The 232-nt window shown below is 65.5% G+C and carries 1 protein-coding gene; it reads left to right on the top strand.

Annotated features, from left to right (window positions below):
* Positions 1–232, top strand: a 232-nt coding sequence (locus KW821_RS21565) for a VCBS domain-containing protein (protein WP_218292882.1), incomplete at both ends; no start/stop codon positions are given.

The following is a 232-nucleotide window of genomic DNA, read 5'->3' as shown; positions in this document are numbered from 1 at the left end:
ACCGAAACTGGCAGCCTGACCCTGACCGACGTGGACGGGGTGGACGAGGCCGAGTTCAAACCGGGCCTGGGCGCGCCGAGTGCCGGCGCCCTGGGTCAGCTGGAGATCGATGCGGCTGGCAAGTGGAATTATGAGGTCGCCAACGACAAGGTGCAGTACCTGGGCGCGGGCGAGACCAAGGTCGAGACCTTCGTGGTTGAGAGCCTGGATGGCACCAGCCACACCGTGACCA

Source organism: Aeromonas sp. sif2416 (assembly GCF_019218665.1).
In the GTDB taxonomy this organism is placed as follows: Bacteria; Pseudomonadota; Gammaproteobacteria; order Enterobacterales; family Aeromonadaceae; genus Aeromonas; species Aeromonas encheleia.
Note: the sequence above shows the minus strand (reverse complement) of the source record. Positions and strands in the feature narration are given on the sequence as shown.